Genomic DNA, 18,170 nt, shown 5'->3' on the forward strand with positions numbered 1-18,170 from the left:
TTCCGGCGGCCCCTCGGTCTTCCGTACACACACGACATGCTTGGAAGGACTTCACCCTAATGTTCAAGAGGATGCCCGGCGACGAGCCGCACCGCATCGTCTCCACCACCCCTGACACGGCGGTGGTCTTCAAACCGGCCGTGGTGCAGACCCCGGCCATCATCACCCTGGTCATCTTCACCGCTCGGTTCGTAGCCGGCCTTTTCCGCCTCGTCTGGCGGCATCCTGTCGCACTGGTCGCGATCGCCGTTCCCGCTGGGCTCTGCCTCGTGTACGGCTGGCGCGTCGCGTTGCCGCTTGTCGCTACGGCTCTCGTAGCCATGGGCGCCTGGGCGATTCTCGACAGGCCCACGTTCGCGCGATGGGTCGGCTGGCGACTGGTCGCCTTCGCCCGCTGGTTCTGGATCTATCGGCGGCACTGGCAACCGGTCATGACCGTCGCCGGGCTGGCTCGGCACATACGCGGACGGGAGTACATTCCGCGGCTGGTCAAGGTCACCTCCGACTCTTGGGCCGACAGGCTCACCGTCCGCATGCTCGACGGCCAGGCGGTCAAGGACTGGGCCGACAGGATCGAGAACCTGTCCCATGGTTTCAGGGCGGAGATGTGCCGCGTCTCGGTGGCCAAGGCCGGTGTGCTCGTGCTGACCTTTCCACGCCACGATCCGCTGGCCACGCCTATAGCAGCGCTTCCGATTCCCGATACACCGACCGTCGGGCTGGTCGAGATCGGCAGGCAAGAGGACGGCTCGCCATGGCTTCTCCGGCTGCACGGAACTCATGTCCTCGTCGCCGGTGCCACCGGGGCGGGCAAGGGCTCGATCATCTGGTCAGCGATTCGTGGGCTCATGCCTGCGATGCATGCGGGCCTGGTCGAGATCTGGGCGCTCGACCCGAAGCTGATGGAGCTCTCGTACGGCAAGGCTCTCTTCGGCGGTCGGTACGCGGCCGATCCCGCCGACTGCGCTGACCTGCTCGACGAGGCCGTGAGCGTCATGCACAAGCGTGCGGCCCGCTTCGCCGGGGTTCAGCGATCGCACACACCTACCCTCGACGACCCCTTCGTCCTGGTCGTGGTCGATGAGGTGGCGTTCCTTACCGCTTATCAGTCCGACAGGCAGCTCAGGCAACGCATCTCCGCTGCCCTGGCCACGCTGACCACTCAGGGACGCGCGGTCGGCGTGGGCATCCTGGCGGCTCTCCAGGACCCTCGCAAGGAGGTCATGAACATCCGCAACCTCTTCCCGGACAAGATCGCTCTACGGCTTGACGAGTCGGAGCAGGTGGACATGGTGCTCGGTGACGGGGCGAGGGATCGCGGCGCGCTGGCCGATCGCATCTCTCCTCGTCCGGAGCAGGGCGCAGGCGTCGGATATGTGCGACTGGAGACCAGCCCCGATCCGATCCGCGTCCGCGCCGCGTACGTCTCCGACGACGACATCCGGGCGATGGCTGGTGAGGCCTGATGACGCTGGCTCACTTCCTCGACGGCCTGCGGTGCGCTCTGTGCGGCGCGCTGAATGTCCTCTGGCTCGACTCGCTGCGTGGCCTGGTCGAGTGCTCCGAGTGCGGACAGACCGCGCTCACGTTCCCCGAGGTCGGAGAGGAGGTCCGTTGACCGACCGCAAGACTCCGCGGGCTGTCCGCATGGCTCAACCGCTCGCCCGCGACGTGGCCGAGGAGATCGCCAAGCTTCACGGCGTCTGCATCCGGCCCGTGGCACTCAAGCGGCTCGACATGACGACCGGCAAGTCAGAGGTCGTCGATGTCCCGTGCGGCTCGCCGTTGGAGAGCAAGTGTCCTCCGTGCGCCAAGCGCAACCGGCAGCTTCGGATGGCGCAGTGCCGTGAGGGCTGGCATCTCGACGAGGAACCGATCATCACGCCCGACGAGACGACCGATGGACAGCGCTGGCTCGTCGAGTTCCGGGCCGACATGCAGGCCAAGCGCGACGAGGAGGAAAAGGCCGGCGGCGACACCTCCGACTTGGACGCCGTGCTCACCGGGCTCGACATCGAGATCAATGAGGCCGGGATGCGCGGCAACGTGCTGAGTCGTACGGGGTCCAAGCGGGTCCGCTCAACGAAGCGTCGCCAGGACGCACCCGACCTGCCCAAGCGGAAGATGGCCAGCACGACTCTGGGGCGGACCTTCGAGGCGGCGGATGGCAGGACCTACCGGCCTTCTCTGTTCGTCACGCTCACCCTGCCGAGCTACGGCAAGGTCATGAACGGCGCTCCCATCGATCCGGACGCGTACGACTACGTTCGGGCGGCCCGTGATGCGCTGCATTTCTCCAAGCTCGTGGACCGGTTCGTGCAGAACCTTCGCCGGGTCGCTGGCTATGACGTGCAGTACTTCGCCACGGTGGAGCCTCAGAAGCGACTCGCTCCGCATCTGCACATCGCCGTCCGGGGCACCTTGCCGCGCGCCGAGATGAAGCAGATCGCGGCGGCGACCTATCACCAGATTTGGTGGCCTCAGGCGGATGAAGCGCGCTTCGAGGGTGACTACCTGCCCGTCTGGAACGACGGCATCGGTTACGCAGACCCTGACACGGGCGAGGTCCTGCCCACCTGGGACGAAGCCCTCGACCAGCTCGGGGACGAGCCCATGCACGTGATCCGTTTCGGCGATCAGGTGGACGTGAAAGGCGTGCTCGCCGGGTCGCCGGACGCCGATCAGTGCATCCGGTACCTGTCCAAGTACCTCACGAAGAGCCTCGGCGAGACCTTGGACGGTCAGGCCCAACGGGAGCACGCGGCCCGCTTCGTCGATGCCCTGCGCTACGAGCCGTGCTCGCCGACCTGCCCGAACTGGCTGCGCTACGGCGTGCAGCCCAAGAACGCCAAGTCCGGGATGGCCCCCGGCCGCTGCCGGTCCAAGGCCCACACGCCCGAACACCTGGGCTACGCCGGTCGGCGCGTCCTGGTCTCTCGCAAGTGGAGCAACAAGACGCTCGCCGAGCACAAGCAAGACCGCCGTACCTGGGTCCTGGAAGCCCTCGGCCAGGCCGACGAGCCCAACGACCCGCACCGCTACGTCTGGCAGCCCGTCAGACCGGGCGATCCCGACGTCGCACCGATTGGCGTCCGGCTCCTTCGATCCATCGCCGAACGCCAGCGATGGCGCGCTCACCTGAGACGCCTCGAAGAACTTTCGGCAAATCCGCAGGCAGCCTGAGAGGAGGAGATCTTGGACCAACTGTTCACCGTCCCGGAAGCGGCCGAACTGCTCAGCACCTCGGTTCGCTTCGTCCGGCGGCTGATCGCCGAACGCCGGATCGAGTTCGTGAAGGTCGGGCGGCACGTCCGCATCCGAGAGTCCGCACTGATCGCCTTCGTCGTCGCGGGCACCGTCGCACCGCTCACAGGCCATGACGTCACGGGGAGGGCTGCCTGATGGCCAAGGGCAACAAGCCGAACCACCGACGTTTCGGCAACATCCGTCAGCTTCCCTCCGGCCGGTATCAAGCGTCCTACCTTGGTCCGGACGGGCGGCGCCACAACGCTCCGGAGACCTATGAGCGAAAGGGCGACGCGGAACGTGCGCTCTCCCTCATCGAGGCCGAGATCGTCAAGGGCGACTGGATCGACCCCGAGCGAGGCAAGATCAAGCTCAAGGACTACGCCGAGACGTGGATCAAGGAGCGCCCTGGGCTGCGCCCGCGAACTGTCGATCTCTACACGTGGACGCTGAACAAGCACATCACGCCCTACCTCGGCAGTGTCCAGCTCGGGAAGCTCTCTACCGCCATGGTCCGGAGATGGCGGGCTGACCTGCTCGGCAAGGGCGTGTCACCGACCATGCTGGCAAAGGCGTACCGGCTGCTACGGGCTGTGCTCATGACGGCTGCTGAGGACGACGGGATCATTCCTCGTAACCCATGTCGGATCCGCGGGGCAGACGCTGAGCACGCCGAAGAACGTCCAGTGCTGACCGTGCCTCAGGTCTTCGAACTGGCGGACCGCCTCGGCCGTCGTCCTTTCGGCAACGTGCGCAAGGTCAGGGACAAGGTCTATCGGCTGCGGTTCCAGCGTCACGGGGAGATGCGGACGCATCCCGAGATCTTCATGACCAGGGCGGAAGCTGAGCGGGCGCTGTGGGACATGGCTCGTGACGGCAAGGCGGATTCCGATCAAGATCGCCGGTTCCGTGCCATGGCCCTGCTGGCCACTTTCGCGAGTCTCCGGTGGGGAGAGGTCAGCGCGCTGCGTCGGATGGACGTGGACCTCGTCGCCAAGGCCGTTCGCGTGCGCGTCGCCTTCGTGGAACGCTCCACGGGCGGGCTGCTCCTTGGGCCTCCCAAGTCCAAGGCGGGCCGGCGGACCGTGGGCATCCCCGAGAGCATCATCCCCGTCCTCAAAGAGCACATGGACACCTACGTCCAGGACGAGCCGGGGGCACTGATGTTCCCGGCCGCGAAGGGCGGGCCGATGCGGCGTAGCGGCTTCAACACCCGTACGCGCTGGGTGGACGTGGTCAAGGACATGGGACTGCCCGGCCTGCACTTCCATGATCTCCGTCACACGGGCAACATGCTGGCCGCGATGTCGGGGGCCGGTCTCAAAGACCTGATGGCCCGGATGGGGCACGACAACGTCAGGGCGGCCATGATCTACCAGCACGCGGTCAGGGGCGCTGACCAGGCGATCACAGACGCCATCGATCAGCAACTCAAGAAGTACGACGAGGGCGACGATGACGGCTCGGCCGGTGTGCTGGCTCCCGTGGGCTAATTGCACGCCAATTGCACGGAAGATCGAAGAGAGCCTCAGAAACGATCAAAGCCAGGTCGGGAATCCAACCCTGACCTGGCTTTTCATAGTGAGAGCGGGTGACGGGAATCGAACCCGCGCTGTCAGCTTGGGAAGCTGATGTTCTGCCATTGAACTACACCCGCATGCGACCCGAAGCCGCGTCCCCCACTGTAGCGGAAACTTGGCGCACAACAGCAATCCCAACCCCGCAGAGTTTCCGATCGGACGGTAGGTTGCTCACCGTGCTGCTATCTGACCGTGACATCCTTGCCGAGATCGAAGCCGGCCGGCTCGGGCTGGAGCCGTTCGACCTGGACATGATCCAGCCCTCCAGCATCGACGTACGGCTTGACCGATTCTTTCGGGTTTTCGAGAACCACCGGTACCCGCACATCGACCCCTCGGTCGAGCAGCCGGATCTGACGCGGATGGTCGAGCCCGATGGGGATGAGCCGTTCATCCTGCATCCGGGGGAGTTCGTGCTGGCCTCCACCTATGAGGTGGTGACGTTGCCGGATGATCTGGCGTCGCGGCTGGAGGGGAAGAGCTCGCTGGGGCGGCTCGGGTTGCTGACGCATTCGACCGCGGGGTTCATCGATCCGGGGTTCAGCGGGCATGTGACGTTGGAGCTGTCGAACGTGGCCACGTTGCCGATCAAGTTGTGGCCGGGGATGAAGATCGGGCAGTTGTGCGTGTTCCGGCTCAGTTCGCCCGCTGAGCATCCGTACGGGTCCGCGAAGTACGGGTCGCGGTATCAGGGGCAGCGGGGGCCGACGCCGTCGAGGTCGTTCCGGGACTTCCATCGGACCAAGGTTTGATATCGGTCCCCCGGTAACGTGACAAAAAAGACACCAAAGTACCCTCTGTCCCGGGTGTCGCACAACATACGCAGGGTAACCAGTAGGAGAAGGGGACATGAAGTTCGCATTTCGCCTGGTAGCCCGTACCCTTTCCACGGACCATCCCCGCACATCTGGAGAACGACGTGCGCCTGCGTCTCACGCCACGTGAGGACAGCTACTACGACCTGTTCGCAGACTCCGCGAACAACCTGGTCACCGCATCCCGTTTGCTGGTAGAGATCATCAGTGACGGATCGGACAGGGAGGCCCTGGCCGAGAAGATGCGTGCATGCGAGCACGCCGGGGACGAACGCACCCATGCGATCATGAACCGGCTCAATGAGAGCTTTATCACTCCGTTCGATCGTGAGGACATCTACCGACTCGCGTCCAACCTCGACGACGTGATGGACGCCATGGAGGCGGCCTCCGACCTGATCGTCCTGTACCAGCTCGACCACCTGCCGAAAGACGTGGTCAGGCAGGTCGAGGTGCTGGAGCGGGCCGCCGAGCTGACAGCCGAGGCGATGCCGCGGCTGCGGTCCATGAAGAACCTCAACGAGTACTGGATCGAGGTCAACCGCCTCGAGAACCAGGGCGACCAGGTCTACCGGAGGCTGCTGGCCAAGCTGTTCAGCGGTGAGTACGACGCGCTCACCGTCATGAAGATGAAGGAGGTCGTCGACGCCCTCGAAGAGGCGGCCGACGCCTTCGAGCACGTGGCCAACACCGTCGAGTCGATCGCGGTCAAGGAAAGCTAGGCCCAGTAGTGGACCTCACGCTCGCCCTCGTCATCGGCGTGGTCGTCATCTCTTTGGTATTCGACTACACCAACGGGTTCCATGACGCGGCGAACGCCATCGCAACCTCCGTCTCGACCCGGGCCCTGACCCCCAGGGCCGCGCTGTTCATGGCCGCGGCCATGAACTTCATCGGCGCCCACCTGGGCACCCAGGTCGCGCAGACGGTCGGCAAGGGGATCATCGACGCTCCGGACGGCCCCCACGGGCTGGTCGTCGTGGCCGCGGCGCTCATCGGTGCGATCTCCTGGAACCTGATCACGTGGTACTTCGGCCTGCCCTCCTCCTCCAGTCACGCGCTCATCGGCGGACTGGTGGGCTCCGCCCTGGCCTCGGCCAGCGTGGTGCACTGGGACGGCGTGGTCGAGAAGGTCGTCATCCCGATGGTGCTGTCGCCGCTGATCGGGTTCACGCTGGCGGCCCTGATCATGATCGCAATTTACTGGATCTTCCGCAACAGCCAGCCGGGCAAGACCAACCGCGGCTTCCGCTACGCGCAGACCGTCTCGGCCGCCGCCATGGCGCTCGGGCACGGGCTGCAGGACGCGCAGAAGACCATGGGTGTCATCTTCCTGGCGCTCACCGTCGGCGGGTTCGCCAACCCGTCCGATCCCATCCCGCAGTGGGTCATCCTGGCCGCAGCCGGGGCGATCTCGCTGGGGACGTACGCGGGCGGCTGGCGCATCATGCGTACGCTGGGCAGGCGCATCATCGCGCTCGACCCGCCCCAGGGCTTCGCCGCGGAGTCGGCGGCGGCGACGGTCCTGTACGGGGCGGCCATCGGGTTCGGGGCGCCGATCTCCACCACGCACACGATCACCACGGCGATCATGGGCGTGGGGGCCACCAAGCGGCTCAGCGCCGTGCGATGGGGGATCGCCGGGAACATCGTGACCGCCTGGATCCTGACCATCCCGGCCGCCGCCCTGGTGGCCGCCGTCTCCTACTTCATCCTTCACTCGATCGTGGAGTAGCCGCCTCCTCGGCGGGCGCGTACATCACGTCCGCGTCCCAGCGGTTGAAGCCGAGGGACTCGTACAACCTGATCGCCGCCGTGTTGGCCTCGTCCACGTACAGCATCGCCTGGGCGAGGCCGCGCGAGCGCAGGTGGCACAGCCCGGCCAGGGTCAGCGTCCTGCCCAGGCCGGTGCCCTGCTGCGAGGGGTCGACGCCCACGACGTACACCTCTCCCAGGGGCTCGTGGCCGTGGGACGAGGAGCCGTGGATCTTCGTCCAGTGGAAGCCGGCCAGCCGGTCGCCGCGGAAGGCCAGGAAGAACCCCTCCGGGTCGAACCAGGGCTCCTGCTCGCGGCGGAGCAGGTCGTCCATCGTCCAGGCGCCCTGCTCGGGGTGGTGGGCGAAGGCGGCGGCGTTGACCTTGAGCCAGGACTCCTCGTCCTGACCCGGGACGAACGTGCGCAGCACGACCCCGTCGGGCAGGGCGGAAGCCTCAAGAGGGGCGAAGAGGGAACGGCGCATCTGCCAGAGCGAGCGCACCCGCTCGAAGCCGAACGCGGCCGCCAGTGCCCCGGCGCCCGCGTGGTCGCCGTGCGCCCACAGGCGCGGCCGCCCGTCCGCCAGCTCCGCGACCGCGCTCAGCAGGCGCGCGCCGTGGCCCTGACGGCGGTAGGCGGGGTGGATGACGAGCTCGGCGCTCGGGCCCTCGACCTCGTCCGTCGGGTCGATGTGAGCGTAGCCCACGAGCGTGCCGTCCGCCTCCAGGAGCAGGGACCGGGCCTGCGGGTCGCCCCCGTAGCGGAGATGGAGCATCACGTGCTCGTTGAGCGGCCGGACGCCGTCGGCCTCCGTCGCCGCCTCCACCAGGCCGAGCACCGAGGCGACCTCGGTGTCATCGAGCCGTTCCCTGACCTTCACATGCTCGCCCACAGGCCCTCCTTCGCTGTGAGCGATCACGTGGCGCCAATCCCCCGTTCGCTCACAGAACGAACTCTAGGCGTATGACTGGCAAATAACGCCATGTGACAGCCTGGCAAATCGTTACCTTTGCGCCATTGGCTGCATAGGTTCCCAACGTAACGTCTTGGGCCATGACGTCTCGTTCCTTCCTCCGGCTGGCGCTGGCCGGAGCCGTCGCCTCGGGTGCGGTCATGCTCGCCACGCTCCCGGCGGACGCGAGCAAAGCCCCTCGTACGGTGCCCGTACGGCTGCTTGCGCTCAACGACTTCCACGGCAACCTCGAACCCCCCACCGGATCCTCCGGCCGCATGGTGGACGAGAACGGACAGACCGTGGACGCCGGTGGCGCCGCGTACGTCGCGACCCACATGAAGGCCCTGGCCGACAAGAACACCATCGCCGTGGCCCAGGGCGACCTCATCGGGGCGACGCCGCTGATCTCGGCGGCCTACCACGACGAGCCGTCGGTCGAGTTCATGGGCAAGCTGGGGCTCAAGGTGGCCGCGGTGGGCAACCACGAGTTCGACGAGGGCTACACCGAGCTGCGGCGCATCATGAAGGGCGGCTGCCACCCGGTGGACGGCTGCTCGCCCGCCGGCCCGTGGAAGGGCGCGAAGTTCGACTACGTGGGCGCGAACGTCCTGTTCAAGAACCGCAACGAGAAGACCGACGCGCTCGCCGCCCTCGGCGGCTCGGACTCGGCGCAGGTCAAGCAGGTCCTGTCGGACTGGGGCGTGCCCGCGCTGCCGCCGGTCAGCATCAAGTGGATGAACGGCGTGCCGATCGGCTTCATCGGCCTCGTCACGCAGACCACGCCGAACATCGTCACGGCCGAGGGGATCAAGGACCTCAAGTTCGTGGACGAGGTGAAGGCCGCGAACGTCGCCTCGAAGCTGCTCAAGCTCGTCGGGGTGAAGGCGCAGGTCGTACTGATGCACGAGGGCGACCAGGTGAACGCGGGCCAGTCGCCCGACGCCTGCAGCGCCGTCCCGGGTGCGGGCAACCGCATCGCCACGCAGGTGGACCCGGAGATCGACGTCGTGCTCAGCGGGCACTCCCACCAGGCGTACCTGTGCAAGGTCAAGGACCCGGCGGGCAACGACCGCGTCTACTCGCAGGGCGGCTCGTTCGGGCGGGTCATCACGCAGGTGGACCTGAACGTAAACGTCAAGACGCGGGACATCGACCGCGCCTCGGTCGTCGCGGACAACCACGTCGTGACCCGGACGGTCACCCCGGATCCCGAAATTTCGACGTTCGTGCAGACGTGGAAGGACCGCGTCGCCCCCGTGGCCAACAAGCCCGTCGGCAAGATCACCGCCGACATCACGAACACGGCCGCGCCGTCCGGCGAGTCCGCGCTCGGCGACCTCATCGCCGACGGCCAGCTGGCCGGGACGAAGACCGGCGGCAACGCCCAGATCTCCCTGATGAACCCGGGCGGGGTGCGGGCGTCCCTGACGTACGCGACGTCCCCGGCGAACGAGGGCGACGGCGTCGTCACGTACGGCGAGGCGTTCACCGTGCAGCCGTTCAACAACCTCATGCAGGTCGTCACGCTCACGGGCGCCCAGCTCAAGACCGTGCTCGAGCAGCAGTTCACCGGCGGTCCCAACAACCAGCCGTTCGCCAAGATCCTGCAGCCGTCGGCGAACTTCACCTACACCTACAGCCGGAGCGCCGCCTGGGGCTCCAAGGTGTCGGACATGAAGATCGACGGGGTGCCGGTGACGGACACGCAGTCGATCCGGGTCGCCGCGAACAACTTCCTCGTGGGCGGCGGCGACGCCTTCGCGGGCTTCAAGGACGGCACCGACCTGTGGAGCGGGCCGCTGGACATCGACGCCTTCGTCGAGCAGCTCGGCAAGGACAACCCCATCGCCCCGCCGGCCACCACCCGGATCACCGCCGTCAACTGACCCCTCTTCCCTCCGGCCCGCCCGTTTCCTCTCGGGCGGGCCGCCCCTTTCCCGCCGCACGTGGCGAAGGGCCTCCAGGGTGACGCCCGCTGACCCGCACGGGCCCGGCCGCCGTAACGGCGCACGCATCAGCGCTTCCAGGCCAGCCACTTGCGCGCCACCTCCGCCTCCAGGTCCACCCCGTGATGATGGGCCAGGAGGACCACGTGGCACAGCACGTCGGCCAGCTCCTCCCGGAACCCCGCGTCCAGCTCGTCCGCCGTGCGCCCCTTGGTCCTGGCCCGGCCGGAGCGCATGAGGAACGCCTGGGTCAGCTCGCCGATCTCCTCCTGGAGCTTGAGCAGGAACCAGGTGTCGTCGCGCTCGATCCCGAGCTTGTCCGCGTACCGGCTGGAAATGGGTTCGATCTCGGCGGCGAGCTGGCGCAGATCCATGGGCGCGAGCCTACGGCAGACCGCGGCCGATCACGGCTCCCCGTAAAGGGGGAGGACGACCACGAAGCGGGCCCCGGGCGAGTGGTCGGCGACGGTGAGGGTGCCGTCGTGGGCCGAGGCGATGTCGCGGCACAGGGCCAGGCCGAGGCCGCTGCCGCCCTTGTCCTTGGCCCTGGCGGGGGCCAGACGGGTGAAGCGTTCGAAGACCCGCTCCCGGTCCTGTGGCGGGATGCCGTCGCCGTCGTCGGTCACGGTGACGACCACCTTGTCGCCTTCCACGGCCACTTCCAGGTCGATGCGGGTGGCGGCGTGCCGGGTGGCGTTGTCGAGCAGGTTCGTCAGCAGGCGGTCGAGCTGCATGAGGGAACCGTGGACGGGCGCCGCGGCGCACACGTCGGGGATGATGGGCACCCGGTTGCCCTCGCGGCGGCGGACGTGGTCCATCGCCACGCGAGCCAGGTCCACCACGCGGCGCTCGCTGAGCGCGCCGGCGTCCAGCCGGGCCAGCATCAGCAGCTCGTCGATGATGCCGGCCAGGCGGTCGGCGGCGGCCAGCGCCTGCTCGCCGGTGGCCTGCCAGTCCGTCTCGTCGGGGTAGGCGTGGGCCACCTCCAGCTGGGCGCGCAGGGCCGAGATGGGGCTGCGGAGCTCGTGGGAGGCGTCGGCGACGAAGCGGCGCTGGGTCTCGGCGGAGCGTTCGAGGCGGTCAAGGGTGTCGTTGGTGGTGGCGGCGAGGTCGGTGATCTCGTCGCCGGTGTCGGGCACGGGCACGCGCCTGCTGAGGTCCTGGCCGGTGATCTCGGCCATTTCCGCACGGATGCGTTCGACGGGCCGCAACGCGGACCCGACCGAGATCCAGGTGATGCCCGCCACGCTCACCAGGACGAGCGGAGTGCCAATGAACACCAGGACATATATCCAGTTGAGGGCTCGGTCCACGTCGGTCAGCGAGGACGCCCCGTAGACCGTCACAGGGCCCTGAGGGGTCTGCGCCGCGATCGCCATGACCAGGTAGTGGGTCTCGGGCTCGTCGGGCCTGCGGGACACGGTGCGCTCGCCGACGCGGACGACCTGGGGCCAGGTGGGCTTGAGGTCCGCCAGCCGCAGGCCCTGGGCCAGGCCGGGGCTGCTCGCGAGCAGCCGGCCGTCCGCCGAGACCACCTGGAGGACATGGACGCGTGACGGCGTCTCCAGCACCGGGGGCAGGTTTCCGGCCCGCGCCTCGGCGGCGACCCGCCGTGCCGCCAGCTCGACCCTCGTCTGGACCATGTCGCGCAGGTTGTCGGGCACGGTGGCGAGCGTGATGGTGGCGGTCGCGATGAAGACCACGGCCGCTATCGAGGTCGCGACCGTGGTCAGGCGTGCGCGGATCGAGCGTGGAAACAGCCGTCTCACCATCCCGTCCCGTCCCGACTTCATCGCTGTCTGTGACATTTACCCGCGCAGGGCCGTCGCAACATGACCGGGCCCGCGTCCGCCCCGGCATATTCGCTGGTGGCGATTCCGCTGAGGGCGTGCACACCTATCGCGCCCGAACCCGGCGGGCCATGGTGGATGCCATGAGGCTTTTGGTGCTGGGCGGCACGGAGTTCGTGGGGCGGGCGTTCGTCGACGAGGCGGTGGCGCTGGGCTGGGAGGTGACGACGTTCAATCGCGGCACGCACGAGCCGCGGGCCGGCGTGACGGCGCTGCGCGGCGACCGCACGGCCCCCGGCGGGCTGGCGGCGCTGGCGCGCGGGGAGTGGGACGTGGTGGTCGACACCTGGTCGTGGGCGCGGGCCGCGGTCGGTGCGGCCGCGTCGCTCCTGGCCGGCCGGGCCGGCCATTACGTCTACGTGTCCAGCCGCTCGGTGTACGCGCCGCCGGTGCCGTTCGGCGCGGACGAGAGCGCCCCGGTCGTGACGGTGGCGGCGGACGACGGCGACGGCGACTACGCCAAGGACAAGGCGGGGGCGGAGGCCGGGGCGGTCGCGGCGTTCGGGGACCGGGCGCTGCTGGCCCGTGCGGGCCTGATCCTGGGCCCGTACGAGAACATCGGGCGCCTGCCCTGGTGGCTGAGCCGGATCGCCCGCGGCGGCCCGGTGCTCGCCCCGGAGCCGCGCGACCTCGGCCTGCAAGGCATCGACGTCCGCGACCTGGCCGGCTGGTGCCTGGCGGCGGCCGGGCGCGGGCTCGGCGGGGCCTATGACGTGGTGAGCCCGCCGGGGTTCGCGACGATGAGGCAGCTCCTGGAGACCTGCGTCAAGGTGACCGGATCGGACGCGGAGCTGCGCTGGGTGGCGGCCGAGCGCATCCTGGCGGCGGGCGTGAAACCGTGGACGGACCTGCCGATCTGGCTGGTGGGCGAGAGCTACGACTTCATGCACGGGGCCGACGTGTCCAAGGCGGTGGCGGCGGGCCTGCGGTGCCGTCCGCTGGAGGAGACGGTGGCCGACACGTGGGAGTGGCTCCGGAGCATCGGCGGCCTGCCCCCGATGCGCCCAGACCGGCCGAGCGTCGGCCTCGCCCCGGAGGTAGAAGCGCGGCTGCTGGGCTGAGGGTGTCCGGGAAATGGTGACGGCCACCCCGGCCCCCTCCGCGGGCTCTCGTCAGAGAACGGAGAAAGGCTCGTGATGGCCGCGGCAACAGTCTGCCGTCCGGGCGGTGGCCTCCGCAGGCAATTCCGACAAATGCTCTCGACTTCCCGCAAGCCATCATGTGGTTATGAGTGCGTGGGTCTACATACGCGGCTGGCTGGAGTTCTCGGGTCAACGATCCGAGGCGGAGCGGATCATCCGGCAGGGCGAGACGGAGGGCTGGGCCTTCCCCGAAGGGGGCTGGCTCGATGCCGCCTGCTACGCGCGTGCCGTCCGCGAGAGCCGATCCGGCGAGGTTCTCGCGCTGATCCGCCGGATCGCCGCCCTGCCGCCCGCGGACGCGGACGGCGATCGCGTCTGCGGCCTCTTCCTCGTGTTCCACGAGGTCGAGGGGCAGCAGGAGTGGCAGGTCCGCGACGGCGGGGTCCTCGTCGGCCGGGCCTCGCCGCGTCACGACTATCTGTGGAAGTAGCTCAGCGTGCCGCGGCGCGGCCGGCCTGGCGGCCGGAGAAGAGGCAGCCGCCGAGGAAGGTGCCTTCGAGGGCGTTGTAGCCGTGGACGCCGCCACCGCCGAAGCCCGCGATCTCACCCGCCGCGAACAGGCCGTCGACGGGCTCGCCGGTCGGCCCCAGGGCGCGGGAGTCGAGGTCGGTCTGGATGCCGCCGAGCGTCTTGCGCGTGAGTACGTGGAGCATGACCCCGATCAGCGGCCCGGCGGCGGGATCGAGGATCCGGTGCGGGGCGACGGTCCGGCCCAGCTTGTCGCCGAGGTAGCGGCGGGCGTTGCGGATGCCCTGGATCTGGGAGTCCTTGCTGAACGGGTTGGCCACCTGCAGGTCGCGGGCCTCGATCTGGCGGCGCACGAGGTCGGTGTCGAGCAGGGGTTCGAGCGTCAGCTGGTTCATCTTGGCGACCAGTTCGTCCAAGGTGGCGGCCACGACGAAGTCGGCGCCGTTGCGCTTGAACGCCTCCACCGGGGCCGGGGCGCCCTTCCCGAGGAGGCGCTCCCGGAGGAACGCCTTGCGGTCGTTGCCCGTGATGTCGGGGTTCTGCTCGGAGCCCGACAGGGCGAACTCCTTCTCGATGATCTTCTGGGTGAGCACGAACCAGGAGTGGTCGTGGCCGGTGCCGCGCAGGTGCCGCAGCGTGCTCAGCGTGTCGTAGCCGGGCAGGCAGGGGTCGGGCAGCCGCCGTCCCAGCGCGTCGAACCACATCGAGGAGGGGCCGGGCAGGATCCGGATGCCGTGGCCCGGCCAGATCGGGTCCCAGTTGCGCAGGCCCTCCGTGTAGTGCCACATGCGGTCGCGGTTGACCAGCCGCGCCCCGGCCTCGGCGCTGATGTCGAGCATCCGGCCGTCCACGTACGCCGGCACGCCCGTGACCATGCTCTCCGGCGCGCTGCCCATCCGCTCCGGCCAGTAGCGGCGCACCAGGTCGTGGTTGCCGCCGATGCCGCCGCTGGTGATGATCACCGCCGGTGCCGTCAGCTCGAACTCGCCGATCCTGTCGCGGTTGGAGGCCACTCCTCGCGGCGAGTCGTCCTCGGCCAGCAGCGTGCCACGCACCCCCTGTACGGCTCCGCCGCTGACGATCAGCTCGTCCACCTGGTGGCGGTGGTGGAAGGTGACCAGCCCGCTGCCGGCCGCCTGCCGGACCCTGCGGACGAACGGCTTCAGCACCCCCGGCCCCGTCCCCCAGGTCACGTGGAAGCGCGGCACGGAGTTGCCGTGCCCGTCCGCGCGCAGGTCGCCCCGCTCCGCCCAGCCGACCGTGGGCAGGAACTTGATGCCCAGGCCGTCCAGCCAGGCCCGCTTCTCCCCGGCGGCGAACTCGACGTAGGCCCGAGCCCACCGCACGGCCCAGGAGTCCTCGTCGTCCAGGCGGTCGAACTGGGCGCTGCCCTGCCAGTCGTTCCAGGCCAGCTCGAAGGAGTCCTTCACGCCCAGCCGCCGCTGCTGCGGGGAGTCGACCAGGAAGAGCCCCCCGAAGGACCAGAAGGCCTGGCCGCCCAGGTTGGCGGCGTTCTCCTGGTCGACCACGGCGACCTTCTTGCCCCGGGAGATCAGTTCGCAGGTCGCCACCAGGCCGGCCAGCCCGGCTCCGACGACGATGACGTCAGCGTTCATGCGCCGATGATTCCACCTGATCAGCACGCGCCATAAGCCGCCTGGGCCCTGTTTTCGGGCGCCTGCCCCGGTCGGTCAGGCAGCAGGGCCCGGCCGCCGTCGCGGAGCTGTCGCCGGACGGCGGCCGGGCCCTGTCGCCGCGGCCGGAGACTCAGGTCTTTCTTCTGCTCCCCGTTGCTCCTTTGGCGGTGCTGCGCGTCGAAGCCATGCCGCTGGTCGGGCCGGGAGACAGATGATGCTCCAGGGACTTCATGATCTCGGGTGCCAGGACTTCTGCCAGCGCCGGCGCGAGCGCGTCCGCCAACGCGGACGACAACACCTGCGTGAGCAGGAGCCGTTCCATCGGCGACGCCTTCGACGCCGTACGCGAGGTCGACGACAGGGCCGATTCGATCAGGCTCGCCATGGGATCCATGCCGCGGGTGCGGGCTTTGGTGGTCTGGCCGGACTCGCTGAGGATGTCGCGGATGAGGTCGTCGATCATGGACTCCAGAGGGTTGTGCTCGGATGAGTTACCGGTTTGCTCCGGCGCCATGAGGTGCTCCTTTTCGGTCGGTGTGAGCCGTCTCCCGATTTCCCCTTGCCGGGAAACCAGGAGACGGCGTTCTTCCTTGCGGGCCGGCGGGCGCGGTCGTCGGGTGGTTGTCGGGCGGTTATCGGGTGCTTATCGGCCCGCAAGGGCGGCCAGCATCAGCGGGTGCTCGATGCCGGTCTCCTCGCCTTCCGTGCGGCGGCGCATGAGCGCGGCGAGCAGGAGAGGGTGCTCGATGATGTTCATGCCGCTCTCCCTGCGGCGGCGCATGAGCGCGGCCAGCATCAGCGGGTGCTCGATGCCGGTCTCCTCGCCTTCCGTGCGGCGGCGCATGAGCATGGCGAGCAGGAGGGGGTGCTCGATCATGCTCGTGCCGCCTTCTCTGCGGCGGCGCATGAGCATGGCGAGGAGGAGCGGGTGCTCGATGCCCATCTCGGTGCCTTCTTCGCGGCGGCGCATGAGCATGGCGAGCAGGAGGGGGTGCTCGATCATGCTCGTGCCGCCTTCCTTGCGGCGGCGCATGAGCATGGCCAGCATCAGCGGGTGCTCGATGCCCATCTCGGTGCTTTCCTCGCGGCGGGCCGCGAGTGCGGCGAACATCAGCGACTCGAACGCCTCCCGCTCTTCGGTGTCGCGCTCAGACGTCTCGGTACGCTCTGCGGTCGTGGTCATCTGACTCCCTTTCAGGCCTGTGGTGTTGCCGGAGATGCATGCGACCGATACCCGCGACCGATAGGCCCCATTCGCGCAGAGAGCGTGTCGCACGGTTCCTGACCTGGCCTTTTACGTGGATCGCCGCAGCGCTCACCCGGGTACTAAGACCATCGGCGTAGAACGTCTAGGGCGGGCGGCCGATCCGCGACGGCCCTCGCGCGTGCTGATACTCCTGCTCATGTCGATCGCCTCCGCGCAGCGCCAGTCGGGCGTGCGGCCGTTTCTCGTCGGGATGTTCGTGGACGCCCTGGGCAGCGGCCTGTACTACCCGCTCACCCTGCTGTTCATCCACCGGGTCACCGGCCTGCCCATGACCGTGGTCGGGCTGGGGGTGACGGCCGCGGCCGCGGTGGGGCTGGCCGCCAATCCGGTGGCCGGCGTGCTCATCGACCGGTTCGACGCGCGGCGGGTGCTGATGGGTACGTACGTGCTGCGCGGGCTGGGCTTCGCCGCGTACCCGTTCGTGGACGGCTTCGCCGCGCTGATCGTGGTCGCGGCGGTGGTCGCGTTCGGAGATCGGGCCTACTATCCCGCGTCCGGCGGCTACATCTCGGTCCTGGCCACGGGCGCGGACCGGGACCGGCTGTACGCGCTGATGTCGACCGCCAGGAACGTCGCGTTCGGCCTGGGTGGGCTCCTGTCAGCGGGGGTGGTGTCGCTGGGCGGCACGACCGGCTTCGTGATCATCGCGTCGGTCAACGCGGCCAGCTTCGTCGTGGCCACCGGCTGCCTGGTCCTGTCGGGGCGGCGCGCACCGATCGATCCGGTGCTCCCGGAGCGGGGAGGTTACCGGCGGGTCCTGGCGGACCGGCCGTTCCTCGGGCTGGTGGCGGCCGAGCAGGCGTTCACGCTGACACGCCTGGTCCTTCCGGTCGCGCTGCCGGTGTACGCCGTCACGGTGCTCGGCGCCCCCGCCTGGCTGCTGGGCCTGCTGTACACGCTCAACACGATCCTGGTGGCCGTGGGCCAGCTCGCGGTCCGGCGACGGCAGCGCGCCGCCCGCCGTACCCACGCCATGGCCCTCGGCGGGACGGTCCTGATCGTGTCGTGCGTCGCGTACGCCGCGGCGGCCGCGTTCCCCCCGGGACCACCGCGCGTCATCGCCCTGGTGACGGCCACCCTCGTCTTCACGGCGGGTGAGCTGATGCATGCCACCCCGTCATGGGCCCTGGCCGCGGCGACGGCACCACCGGCCCTCCGCGGCCGCTACCTGGCGATCCACCAGCAGACCTGGGCCATCGGCAACGTCGTCGCCCCGGCCGCCTTCTCGGCCCTGCTGGGCGCCGCGCCCGCGCTGCTGTGGGGCACGCTCACCGTCCTGCTCGCGCTGGCCGCCCTCACCCTCCTCCGCCTCTCCCACCACCTCCCACCCGACGCCGTCGCCCCACCGGGCGCCTGACGCGGGCCTGCCTCCGAGCAACCGCTCGCCTAGGGGGCTTCGGTGACCTGGCCGTCTTCGCGGACGCAGGAGTCGATGATGGCCCGCATGAGGCCGGGGAAGCGGGCGTCGAGGTCGTCGGAGCGCAGGGAGTTCATCTTGGTGGTGCCCT

The 18,170-nt window shown here is 69.0% G+C and carries 18 protein-coding genes and 1 tRNA gene; 12 read left to right on the forward strand and 7 right to left on the reverse strand.

Annotation, left to right across the window (positions count from 1 at the left end; all coding sequences use genetic code 11):
* The first annotated feature begins 59 nt into the window (after window positions 1–59).
* The 5 genes from ACWDRB_RS58415 to ACWDRB_RS58435 are packed head-to-tail and all read left to right on the forward strand — an operon-like array spanning window position 60 to window position 4,739.
* Window positions 60–1,466 carry an FtsK/SpoIIIE domain-containing protein gene (locus ACWDRB_RS58415; protein ID WP_449910086.1) on the forward strand — a complete coding sequence of 469 codons (1,407 nt, stop codon included), beginning with the start codon at window positions 60–62 and terminating at the stop codon, window positions 1,464–1,466.
* Entirely contained in the window at window positions 1,466–1,618 is a 153-nt protein-coding gene (locus ACWDRB_RS58420) for a hypothetical protein (RefSeq protein WP_449910088.1), read from the forward strand. Before ACWDRB_RS58415 ends, ACWDRB_RS58420 begins: the two co-directional genes overlap by 1 nt.
* Before the next feature lie 29 nt (window positions 1,619–1,647).
* A complete protein-coding gene (locus tag ACWDRB_RS58425; RefSeq protein ID WP_449910112.1) occupies window positions 1,648–3,183 on the forward strand; it encodes a replication initiator in 1,536 nt (511 codons plus the stop codon).
* 12 nt (window positions 3,184–3,195) lie between these two features.
* Window positions 3,196–3,402 carry a helix-turn-helix domain-containing protein gene (locus ACWDRB_RS58430; RefSeq protein WP_449910090.1) on the forward strand — a complete coding sequence of 69 codons (207 nt, stop codon included), beginning with the start codon at window positions 3,196–3,198 and terminating at the stop codon, window positions 3,400–3,402.
* Complete coding sequence (locus tag ACWDRB_RS58435) at window positions 3,402–4,739, forward strand: tyrosine-type recombinase/integrase (protein ID WP_449910092.1); 1,338 nt, start codon at window positions 3,402–3,404, stop codon at window positions 4,737–4,739. The genes ACWDRB_RS58430 and ACWDRB_RS58435 overlap by 1 nt, the downstream gene beginning before the upstream one ends.
* A gap of 93 nt (window positions 4,740–4,832) precedes the next feature.
* On the opposite strand, the gene ACWDRB_RS58440 is transcribed toward ACWDRB_RS58435, so the two are convergent.
* Window positions 4,833–4,903 (reverse strand) — tRNA-Gly (locus ACWDRB_RS58440).
* A gap of 99 nt (window positions 4,904–5,002) precedes the next feature.
* Between ACWDRB_RS58440 and dcd the strand changes: the two genes are divergently transcribed.
* The 3 genes from dcd to ACWDRB_RS58455 all read left to right on the forward strand — a co-directional run bounded on the left by dcd (window position 5,003) and on the right by ACWDRB_RS58455 (window position 7,376).
* The gene (gene dcd / locus ACWDRB_RS58445; protein WP_397369126.1) at window positions 5,003–5,578 is read left to right on the forward strand and encodes a dCTP deaminase; all 576 of its coding nucleotides are present in this window, start codon (window positions 5,003–5,005) and stop codon (window positions 5,576–5,578) included.
* A 167-nt stretch (window positions 5,579–5,745) separates the two neighbouring features.
* Window positions 5,746–6,363: a DUF47 domain-containing protein gene (locus ACWDRB_RS58450; RefSeq protein ID WP_043625094.1), complete on the forward strand. Its 618-nt coding sequence runs from the start codon at window positions 5,746–5,748 to the stop codon at window positions 6,361–6,363.
* 8 nt (window positions 6,364–6,371) lie between these two features.
* The gene (locus ACWDRB_RS58455; protein WP_355204167.1) at window positions 6,372–7,376 is read left to right on the forward strand and encodes an inorganic phosphate transporter; all 1,005 of its coding nucleotides are present in this window, start codon (window positions 6,372–6,374) and stop codon (window positions 7,374–7,376) included.
* Here ACWDRB_RS58455 and mshD read toward each other — a convergent pair.
* Window positions 7,351–8,289, reverse strand: a complete 939-nt coding sequence (gene mshD / locus ACWDRB_RS58460) for a mycothiol synthase (RefSeq protein WP_449910095.1) — start codon at window positions 8,287–8,289, stop codon at window positions 7,351–7,353. The two genes, ACWDRB_RS58455 and mshD, sit on opposite strands and share 26 nt — an antisense overlap.
* A gap of 161 nt (window positions 8,290–8,450) precedes the next feature.
* Between mshD and ACWDRB_RS58465 the strand changes: the two genes are divergently transcribed.
* Window positions 8,451–10,238: a bifunctional metallophosphatase/5'-nucleotidase gene (locus tag ACWDRB_RS58465; RefSeq protein ID WP_449910097.1), complete on the forward strand. Its 1,788-nt coding sequence runs from the start codon at window positions 8,451–8,453 to the stop codon at window positions 10,236–10,238.
* 128 nt (window positions 10,239–10,366) lie between these two features.
* Here the strand turns inward: ACWDRB_RS58465 and ACWDRB_RS58470 are convergent, their stop codons facing one another.
* Complete coding sequence (locus ACWDRB_RS58470) at window positions 10,367–10,672, reverse strand: pyrophosphohydrolase domain-containing protein (RefSeq protein WP_350733106.1); 306 nt, start codon at window positions 10,670–10,672, stop codon at window positions 10,367–10,369.
* A gap of 30 nt (window positions 10,673–10,702) precedes the next feature.
* The gene (locus ACWDRB_RS58475) at window positions 10,703–12,070 is read right to left on the reverse strand and encodes a sensor histidine kinase (protein WP_449910100.1); all 1,368 of its coding nucleotides are present in this window, start codon (window positions 12,068–12,070) and stop codon (window positions 10,703–10,705) included.
* A gap of 161 nt (window positions 12,071–12,231) precedes the next feature.
* On the opposite strand from ACWDRB_RS58475, the gene ACWDRB_RS58480 reads away from it, so the two are divergent.
* Both ACWDRB_RS58480 and ACWDRB_RS58485 read left to right on the forward strand, forming a co-directional pair.
* Complete coding sequence (locus ACWDRB_RS58480) at window positions 12,232–13,209, forward strand: NAD-dependent epimerase/dehydratase family protein (RefSeq protein WP_449910102.1); 978 nt, start codon at window positions 12,232–12,234, stop codon at window positions 13,207–13,209.
* A 166-nt stretch (window positions 13,210–13,375) separates the two neighbouring features.
* A complete protein-coding gene (locus ACWDRB_RS58485; protein ID WP_355204180.1) occupies window positions 13,376–13,720 on the forward strand; it encodes a hypothetical protein in 345 nt (114 codons plus the stop codon).
* A 1-nt stretch (window position 13,721) separates the two neighbouring features.
* Here ACWDRB_RS58485 and ACWDRB_RS58490 read toward each other — a convergent pair whose 3' ends face one another.
* From ACWDRB_RS58490 to ACWDRB_RS58500, 3 genes are all read right to left on the reverse strand, one after another.
* Complete coding sequence (locus ACWDRB_RS58490) at window positions 13,722–15,374, reverse strand: FAD-binding dehydrogenase (protein ID WP_449910104.1); 1,653 nt, start codon at window positions 15,372–15,374, stop codon at window positions 13,722–13,724.
* Window positions 15,375–15,525: 151 nt separating this feature from the next.
* Window positions 15,526–15,909 (reverse strand): hypothetical protein, encoded by a 384-nt coding sequence (locus ACWDRB_RS58495; protein WP_449910106.1) that lies wholly within the window; start codon window positions 15,907–15,909, stop codon window positions 15,526–15,528.
* Between the two features lie 129 nt (window positions 15,910–16,038).
* A complete protein-coding gene (locus ACWDRB_RS58500) occupies window positions 16,039–16,578 on the reverse strand; it encodes a hypothetical protein (protein ID WP_449910108.1) in 540 nt (179 codons plus the stop codon).
* Window positions 16,579–16,798: 220 nt separating this feature from the next.
* On the opposite strand from ACWDRB_RS58500, the gene ACWDRB_RS58505 reads away from it, so the two are divergent.
* Window positions 16,799–18,019 carry an MFS transporter gene (locus tag ACWDRB_RS58505; protein WP_449910110.1) on the forward strand — a complete coding sequence of 407 codons (1,221 nt, stop codon included), beginning with the start codon at window positions 16,799–16,801 and terminating at the stop codon, window positions 18,017–18,019.
* The last annotated feature ends 151 nt before the right edge of the window (window positions 18,020–18,170 follow it).

It is taken from the genome of Nonomuraea sp. NPDC003707 (genome assembly GCF_053587055.1).